Below are 8,490 nucleotides of genomic sequence, written 5' to 3'. Positions count from 1 at the left end.
GCCGTCCCCCGGCGCTTCACCCCCTCCTCCGGCGTCTAGACCAGCGGCAGCGAGGGGCGCCGGACGCTGGGGGCCACGCCGTCGCTGGCCTCGGCCGCGCGCTGGCGCTCCTGCGGCACCGGACCGTAGGCCGTGGTGCGCTGGCGGACGGGGCGGCCCGTCGGCTCGACCAGGGCGCGGATGTCGCTGATGGTCTTGAACGACCCCTGGCCCGACCCGGCCATCCGGCTGATGGTCTCCTCCATCAGGGTGCCGCCGACGTCGTTCACCCCGCCCGAGAGCAGCTGGCGGCAGGTGTCCTCGGCGAGCTTGACCCACGAGCACTGGATGTTGTCGATGTGCCCGTGCAGCAGCAGGCGGGCCAGGGCGTGCACGGCGCGGTTCTCCCGGACCGTCGGCCCGGTGCGGGCCAGCCCGGCCAGGTAGATGGGCGCGTTGGTGTGCACGAACGGCAGCAGGACGAACTCGGTGAACCCCCGGCGGCCGTTGCGCTCCACCGACCGCTCCTGGAGGGAGCGCAGCAGCTTGATGTGCGCCACCCAGTGCCTGGGCGAGTCCACGTGCCCGTACATCATCGTGGACGTGGTGGGGATGCCCAGGTCGTGCGCGGACGTGATGACGTCGATCCACTCGGCCGCGGGCAGCTTGCCCTTGGTGAGGATCCAGCGGACCTCGTCGTCGAGGATCTCGGCGGCGGTGCCCGGCACGGAGCCGAGCCCGGCCTCGCGGGCGCGCAGCAGCCACTCGCGGACCGGCAGGTTGGTGCGCGCCGCCCCGTTGACCACCTCCATCGGGCTGAACGCGTGGACGTGCATGTCCGGGACGCGCTCGCGCACGGCGGCGGCGATGTCGAAGTAGGCGGTGCCGGGCAGGTCCGGGTGGATGCCGCCCTGCATGCACACCTCGGTCGCCCCGGCCTTCCAGGCCTCCTCGGCGCGGTCGGCGACCTGCTCCAGGGAGAGCGTGTAGGCGTCGGCGTCGGTGCGGCGCTGGGCGAACGCGCAGAAGCGGCAGCCGGTGTAGCAGACGTTGGTGAAGTTGATGTTCCTGGTCACGACGTAGGTGACGTCGTCGCCGACCGCGTCCCGGCGCACCCGGTCGGCCAGGTCGGTCAGCGCCTCCAGCTCGGCCCCGTCGGCGTGCAGCAGGGCGAGCGCCGCGTCGTCGGACAGCCCCGCGGGGTCGGACTCGGCGCTGCGCAGGGCCGCCGCGATGTCGGGGTCGAACCTGCGCGGCACGGCCCCCTCGCGGTCCACGCCGGAGCGCAGCTCGTCCCAGTCCCCGTAGACGGCGTCGAAGTCGCCGCGGCGGTCGGCGGTGCGCCCCTCGGCGTCGATCCCCGTGTGCAGGTCGGTGCGGCCGGAGGAGACCAGCACCGCCTCGGGCTCCTGCCAGGGGCGGCCCACCACGGGCGCGTCCTCGCGGGCCAGGCCGGTCTCGGGGTCGGCGAGGGCGGCCACGTGCCCGGCCACGCGCGGGTCCAGCCAGGGCTCCCCGGCCAGGACGTACTCGGGGTAGACGGTGAGCCGCTCGCGCAGGGCGAAGCCGTGGGCGGCGGTGCGCGCGGCGAGGTCGTCGATCTGCGGCCAGGGCCGCTCCGGGTTGACGTGGTCGGGGGTGAGCGGGGAGACCCCGCCCCAGTCGTCGATCCCCGCGCGCAGCATCAGCCCGTACTCGTCCACGCCCCCGTGCTCGGCGCCGATGAGGTTGGGCGGCGCCTGCACGTGCGCCCTGGGCCCCATGACCAGACGGGTGACGGCGATGGCGGCGGCCATCTCCTCGCGTTCGGCGTCGGGCCGGTGCATCATCGCGGTCGCGGGCTTGGCGCGGAAGTTCTGCACGATGACCTCCTGGACGCCGCCGTAGCGCCGCGAGGCGCCGCGCATCGCGAAGATCGACTCGGCGCGCTCGGCGGTGTTCTCACCGATGCCCAGGAGGATGCCGGTGGTGAAGGGGACGCTGGAGCGCCCGGCGTCCTCCAGCACGCGCAGCCGTACCGCCGGGTCCTTGTCCGGGCTGCCGTAGTGGGCCTGGCCCTTCTCGGTGAACAGCCGGGTGGAGGTGGTCTCCAGCATCATCCCCATGGAGGGGGCGACCGGCTTGAGGCGCTGGAGGTCGGCCCAGGTGAGCACGCCCGGGTTCAGGTGCGGGAGCAGGCCGGTCTCCTCCAGCACCATGATGGCCATGGCCCGCACGTAGGACAGGGTGTCGTCGTAGCCGTGGGCGTTGAGCCACTCGGCGGCCTGCTTCCAGCGGTCCTCGGGCCGGTCGCCGAGCGTGAACAGGGCCTCCTTGCAGCCCATCCCGGCGCCCCGCCGGGCGATGTCCAGGACCTCGTCGGGCGACAGGAACGGGGCGTCGAGGCGGCCGGGCACCGTGGCGAACGTGCAGTAGTGGCAGCGGTCGCGGCACAGGCGGGTCAGGGGGACGAACACCTTGCGGCTGTAGGTGACGACCCCGGGGCGGCCCGCGGCCTCCAGCCCGGCGTCGCGCACCCTTCCGGCGTGTTCGAGGAGGACGTCCAGGTCCTCGCCCCTGGCGTGCAGGAGTACCTCTGCCTCGGTGACGTCGAGGGTCTTGCCGTCCCGGGCGCGGGCCAGGGCCCTGCGCATGGCGGACGGGGTCGGGGAGGGGACGGGGGCCGGGTCGTTCGCACCACTCATAGGGCGCAACCCTACGCCCCGCTCCTTTCGCGCGCGCGGACGCACCACCGGTGGCACCGGATGTGTGCGGGGCGTCACCGCCGGGTTCCGCCGCTGGTCGGGAGTGCGGGAGGGGCCTCGGGGCGTGGTGGGGTCTGTGGTCCAGGAGTGCACGTTGTGGGCCACTGGTCCGGGAGTCCACGATGGCTGGGACGGCGTGGACGGACCCGCTGGGCCGGAACGCCCGCAGCGGCCGGGAGGCGGAGCGCGAGACGCGGACGCAGGTGCCGGTCCGGTACGTCCGCGGGGCTGGGCACTGCGGCGTGGGCGGGCCTCTGTCCGCAACGTCCACGGGGGCCGGCGGGTGCGCGGGCGGCGTAGGGTCGGCACGTACGGGAGGGAGGCCACGTGCTGAGTCGGCTGCGCAGTAGCCCGTGGGTGCGGTTGGCGCTGTTGCTGGTGGTGTGCGTGTGCGTGGGACTGGCCCTGCGCGCGAACTGGGCACAGGCCCGGGACGCCGCGGCGGCGCTGCCCCTGTGGGTGCTGCCCGCGGCGGCGCTGACGGGCATGGCGGGGCTCACCGCGCAGATGCTCGCCTGGCGTGCGCTGCTGGCCGGGATGGGCTCCCCCCTGCCCCGCCGCACGGCGGCCCGCGTCATGTTCGTGGGACAGCTCGGCAAGTACCTGCCGGGTTCGGTGTGGGCCTTCGTGGCCCAGGTGGAGCTGGCCCGGGACTGGAACGTGCCGCGCACGCGCGGTGCGGCGGCGACCCTGCTCGCGGTGGGGGTGACGGTCGCGGCCGGGCTGGCGGTCGCGGCGGTGGCCCTGCCGCTGTCGTCGGCGGAGGCGGCCCGCCGCTGGTGGTGGGCGCTGGCGCTGGCACCCGTGCTGCTCGCCGCGCTGCACCCGCGCGTGGTCGGCTGGGGGATCCGGCTGGCGGCCCGGCCCTTCGCCCGGTTCCGCGAGGTCGCCGAGGCCGGGCCCCTGGACGTGCGCGGGAGGTCCATGGCCGCGGCCGTGGGGTGGACCCTGGTGGCGTGGGTGCCCCTGGGCCTGCACGTGTGGCTGCTGACCTGGGCGGTGGGCGGCGAGGCGCTGCGGTCGCTCGGTCCGGCGGTGGGCGCCTACGCGCTGGCGTGGACGCTGGGGCTGCTGGTGGTGTTCGCCCCGGCGGGCCTGGGGGTGCGCGAGGCGGTGCTGGTGGTGGCGCTGGCGCCGGTGGTGGACGCAGGGGCCGCGCTGGTGGTGGCGGTGCTGTCGCGGCTGGTGATGACCGTGGCGGACGTGGCCTGGGCGGGGCTGTCGGTGCTGCTGTCCCGGAGGGCCGTGCCGGGGCCGGAGGCCGTGCCCGGACCGTGGTCCTGACGGGCGTCGTCTCGTTCCCCGGCCGGTCCCGCGGAGGCGGTGGACCCGGAGCGGGGGTGGCGGCCGGGATCGTGGCGGCGCTGGGGGCACCACCGCGCTCACCCGCGACCCGGCCGCCGCTCTGACGCGCCTGTCCGAGGACGACCGCGACGCCCTGCTCCTGAGCGCCCGGGGGGAGCTGGCCTACGGGGGGACCGCTCTGGCGGCGTCCCCGTGGGCGCCGCGCACTCCCGTCTCCGGTGCCGGAGACCCTCAGGCCCCGAGCAACCGCTCGGTGTAGGCCCGCCAGTACGGCTCGGTCTCCACCGGGCGGACCCCCGCGCGCAGCCGCTCGGGCTCCCCCGGCGCGTAGAACTCCCCCAGCGCGCGGGCCAGGTCGGCGGCGTCGCCCGGCGCGCACAGCAGGCCGTCGACCCCCTCGCGCACGTGGTCGGGGAGGGTTCCGGCGCGGGTGGCCACCACCGGAATCCCGTGCTCGTGCGCCAGCCACACGTTCTGGGTGGCGGTGGCGGTGCGGTAGGGCAGCACCACCGCGTCGGCCGAGGCGAACAGCTCCGGCAGCTCACCGGCGGGGACGTACCCGTCCCGCAGCCGCACCCGGTCGGCGATCCCCAGCCCGGCGGCCAGTTCCTCCAGCTCCGCTGTGCCGCCCCAGAACTCCCCGGCCACGGTGAGCGCCACGTCCCCGGGCGCTCCGTCGGCCAGGGCGCGCAGCAGCAGGTCCACCCCCTTGTAGGGGCGGACGATACCCAGGAAGAGCAGGTGCCGCCGCTCCCCCGGCGCCGGGGCGACCGCGCCGCCGGTCTCGGGCAGGTGCGGGGGCATCCGGGCGACCACGGGCCGCCGCGCCCCGGGCCCCCGGAGCCCCTCGGCCAGGCGCGCCTGCTCGGGCGAGTGGGCGACCACGCCGTCCACCCGCCGCAGCAGGGCCCGCACGAGGGACACGTCCACGGCCCGGCGCTCGTGGGGCAGCACGTTGTGGCACAGCGCCACCACCCGCGCGCCCCCGGAACGCCGCACGGAGCGCACCCCGGCGAGGACGCCGAGGTAGGCGGGCACCTGCACCGGGGAGAACAGTGTGAGCACCACCAGGTCGGCCTCGCGGGCCAGGCGCCGCCCCGTCCGCCACCACCCGTCCGGCCGGTACCAGGCCAGCTCGTGGCGGGTGCCGGGGTAGGGCTCGCCCTCGGGGACCTCGATGGTCTGCTGTCCGGGGTAGAGGGCGGCCGGGTACTGCGCCCGCCAGGACTCCACGGCCGTGGGGTGGCCCAGCGCGCTCAGCCGGTGCGCCAGCTCGGTGGTGTGCCGGGCGCCGCCGCCCTTGTAGGGGTGGGCCGGCCCGACCAGGGCCACCCGCGCCGCCGGGCTCACGCGCTCTCCCTGGAGCGCACGATGAGGTCGGCCAGCAGGGCGATCGCCGCGATGATCAGCCCCGTCATGAGGATCATGACGGTGTTGTTGGGGATGTAGAGCGGGTTGCGCACCTGGTCGAAGACGAACTTGGCGGTGCCGACCCCCAGCAGCACCAGGGAGGGCGGCATGAGCACCTTGAGCGGGTTGAAGTACATCACCATGCGCAGCACCTGGAGGATGTAGCGGTAGGCGTCGCCCACGAAGTGGAACTTGGACGTGCCCGCGCGCTTGGCGTACTCGATCGGCACGTACCTGACCGGGTGCTGGTTGGACAGGAAGGCCAGCGTGATGGTGGTGACGCAGGAGAACCCGGGCGGCAGCAGCCGCAGGTAGGGACGGGCGACCTCGCGGCGGAACACCCGCAGCCCCGAGTTGAGGTCGGGGATGCGGGTGTTGGTGAGGCGTTCGGCGATCTTGCGGATGACCCACTTGGCGGGCACCCGCAGGGCCTTGTGGCTGCCCATCTCCTGCGTGCGCGCGCCCACGACCTGGTCGGTCTCGGGGTCCTCCTCCAGCATGCCGACCAGCTCGGGGATGCGCTCGTTGGGGTAGCTCATGTCGGCGTCGGTCCACACGACGAACTCGCCGCGGGCCCGCTGGCTGCCGATCCGGCGGACGGTGCCCGACCCGCCGTTGTGCCCGAACGCGATGACGCGCATGTGCGGGTAGAGGGGCTCCACCTCGCGCAGCCGGGCCAGGGTCGCGTCGGTGGAGGCGTCGTCCACGGCCAGCAGCTCGTAGGAGTACCCGGAGGCGTCCATGGCGCCGCAGATCCGTTTGACCTCGTCGACGACGTGGGTCTCCTCGTTGTAGCAGGGGAGCACGATGGTGACGCGGACCGGCTGGTCCTCGCCGTGCTGCCTGGGTGCGTCGTCGCTTCTGTGGCTCATGGGTTCTTCTTCGGCGGGATGGGGTGGGTTCGGGAAGGGGCCGGGCCGGGCGCTCATCCCCCGTCGGGGAACACGGACACCCACACGTTTCCCCTGAAGGCCCAGGAACCGGTCGGCGGTTCCATGAGGGTACTCGGGTCCATCTGAGCGTTCACCTGGAAGGGGCGCTCGGGCTCGGCCTCACCGCCCGTGAGGTCCTCCAGGACCTGCCAGTCGGAGGCGGCGAGCACGGCGTCGCGGTCGCGTTCGTGGATCTCGGAGACCACGCGGTCCACGTCCCCGGGGGTCGGCTCGTCCATGGACGCGGTGGGCACCCCGCAGACGTTGCGCAGCAGCGGCATGTAGTTCCCGGCCGTGTCGGAGTCGACCACGACCACCGAGGCGTCCTCCGACAGCGCCGCGCAGAGCCGGTGCGTGGCGGCGACGCTGCCGACGTCCTGTCTGTACCCCATGATCCCGGCCGCCGTGCCCGCGGTGGGGACGATCAGCGCCACCGACGCGCTGGCGGCGACCACGACGGGGAGGGCGCGGGCCGCCGCCGTGCTCCGACCGGAGTGGGCGGCGACGGCGCAGTAGCGGGTGAGCCAGGCCAGGAACCAGACGGCGAACAGGATGAACGCCGGGATGACCAGGGCGATCAGCCGTCTGCTGGCCCAGGGGTGGTCGGGGGTGATGGCGGGCCGCAGCAGGGTGGTGCCGACCGTCCACACCAGCAGCATGGCGGGCAGCAGCCACTGGGGGTCGCGCCGCTGGAAGAGGCGGCGCAGCACGTGGGCGACGCCGAGCGAGGCGAACAGGACCGTGGCCAGGCCCACGTACCAGCCCACCCAGTACAGGCTCATGTCGTAGTAGGTGCGGCTGCCCTCGACGGGCAGGCCCTCGCGCTGCTGGACGTAGGCGACCCAGCCGTCGGTGAAGTCGCTGCCGTGCCCGTGGTCCGGCCACAGCAGGGGGCGGACGGCGAACAGCACCATGGCGAGCAGGGCGAGCGCGGCCACCGCGTCGGGCAGCCGGCGCACGCGTTCCACGCGCGGAACGCCGTGGCGCCACAGGGCGGCGGTGGCCGCGACGGTGACGGCGATGACGACGGCGCTGATGAGCAGCAGGGGGTTGAGGGAGTCGGAGAGGTACTCCAGGTAGGGCAGGGACAGCCCGTACCCGGCGTACAGGCCCAGCCCCACGCCCGCGGCCAGCCCGCCCAGCAGCGGCAGGGCCTGTCCCCGGCGGGCGAGCAGCAGCAGGCCGACGAACCCGACCACGGGCAGCAGGTCGCGGATCGCGTCGATGCGCACCACCAGCCCCAGGCCGAACGCCAGTCCCGCCACGGCGGCCAGCGTGTGCGCGGCCGACCACCGGTCGGTGATCCGGGTGCGCCGCGCGAGCGCGTCGTAGGCCAGGACCAGGCCGCCCAGCAGCAGGATCTGGGTGACCGGCTCGCTGTAGGTGAAGCGGCTGACCCACTGCTGGGGCAGGCACACGGCCAGGACCAGGGCGGCCAGGGGCGCCCAGCGGATCCCGACCAGGCGCGCGGTGAGCCCGGCGAAGGTGAGCACGCCCAGCGCGCCCAGGACCGGCGTCGTGACGAGCATCCCGTCGAGCCCGCCCAGCCAGTAGCCGATGGAGGTCACCAGGGGCGCACCGGCCATGAACTGCGGCCAGATGACGTCGCCGCGCTGGTAGTGGGCCAGGCTCTGGTAGCTGAGCGAGGGGTCGTCGCCCGCGATCAGCTCGCGCTGCTGCGGGATGGGCAGGAACCCGTTCTCGGCGATCCACGCCGTGTACATGGCGTAGGAGGCGGGGTCGCGGCGGATGACCAGGGCCTCGGCGTGGTAGGCGATCTGCACGGCGGCGAAGGCGACCGTGATCAGCACGACGAGGGCGACCGGCCACCAGGGCGCGTCCTCCCCATCGGGCGGGTCCGGAATGAGCCGGGGCACCAGGAGGCAGGCCGCGAGCACGGCGGGCGTTCCGAGGACGGCTGCCGTCAGCGGGGTGAGGGAGCCCAGGGCCAGGAGGGGGAAGGCCACCAGGAGCCAGGCCGAGACGGCGATCGCGGGGAGCGCGGTGGCACGGGCGAGGAACCGTCCGGGGAGCAAGCGCATGGGGCAACTCTGACAGCTCCCCGGCACCAACGCACACCCGCGGCGGCTCGCGCGCGGGGTCCGCGCGGACCCCGCGCG

At 74.7% G+C, this 8,490-nt stretch carries 5 protein-coding genes; 1 reads left to right on the top strand and 4 read right to left on the bottom strand.

Features of this window, described 5'->3' with window-relative positions:
- Positions 1-35 precede the first annotated feature (35 nt).
- Complete coding sequence (locus DQW06_RS20850; RefSeq protein WP_117199140.1) at positions 36-2,663, bottom strand: bifunctional FO biosynthesis protein CofGH; 2,628 nt, start codon at positions 2,661-2,663, stop codon at positions 36-38.
- A gap of 387 nt (positions 2,664-3,050) precedes the next feature.
- On the opposite strand from DQW06_RS20850, the gene DQW06_RS20845 reads away from it, so the two are divergent.
- Complete coding sequence (locus DQW06_RS20845) at positions 3,051-4,007, top strand: lysylphosphatidylglycerol synthase domain-containing protein (protein WP_117199139.1); 957 nt, start codon at positions 3,051-3,053, stop codon at positions 4,005-4,007.
- A 252-nt stretch (positions 4,008-4,259) separates the two neighbouring features.
- Here the strand turns inward: DQW06_RS20845 and DQW06_RS20840 are convergent, their stop codons facing one another.
- The 3 genes from DQW06_RS20840 to DQW06_RS20830 are packed head-to-tail and all read right to left on the bottom strand — an operon-like array spanning position 4,260 to position 8,412.
- Positions 4,260-5,378, bottom strand: coding sequence for a glycosyltransferase family 4 protein (locus DQW06_RS20840; RefSeq protein WP_094804664.1), 1,119 nt, complete (start codon positions 5,376-5,378; stop codon positions 4,260-4,262).
- Positions 5,375-6,310, bottom strand: coding sequence for a glycosyltransferase family 2 protein (locus DQW06_RS20835; protein ID WP_019608123.1), 936 nt, complete (start codon positions 6,308-6,310; stop codon positions 5,375-5,377). Before DQW06_RS20835 ends, DQW06_RS20840 begins: the two co-directional genes overlap by 4 nt.
- Positions 6,311-6,363: 53 nt before the next feature.
- Positions 6,364-8,412: a hypothetical protein gene (locus DQW06_RS20830; protein WP_117199138.1), complete on the bottom strand. Its 2,049-nt coding sequence runs from the start codon at positions 8,410-8,412 to the stop codon at positions 6,364-6,366.
- Positions 8,413-8,490 lie beyond the last annotated feature (78 nt).

Source organism: Nocardiopsis sp. TNDT3 (assembly GCF_003427465.1).
Classification (GTDB): domain Bacteria; phylum Actinomycetota; class Actinomycetes; order Streptosporangiales; family Streptosporangiaceae; genus Nocardiopsis; species Nocardiopsis dassonvillei.
The sequence above is the reverse complement of the archived record's forward strand: the minus strand, read 5'-3'. Positions and strand labels throughout refer to the sequence as shown.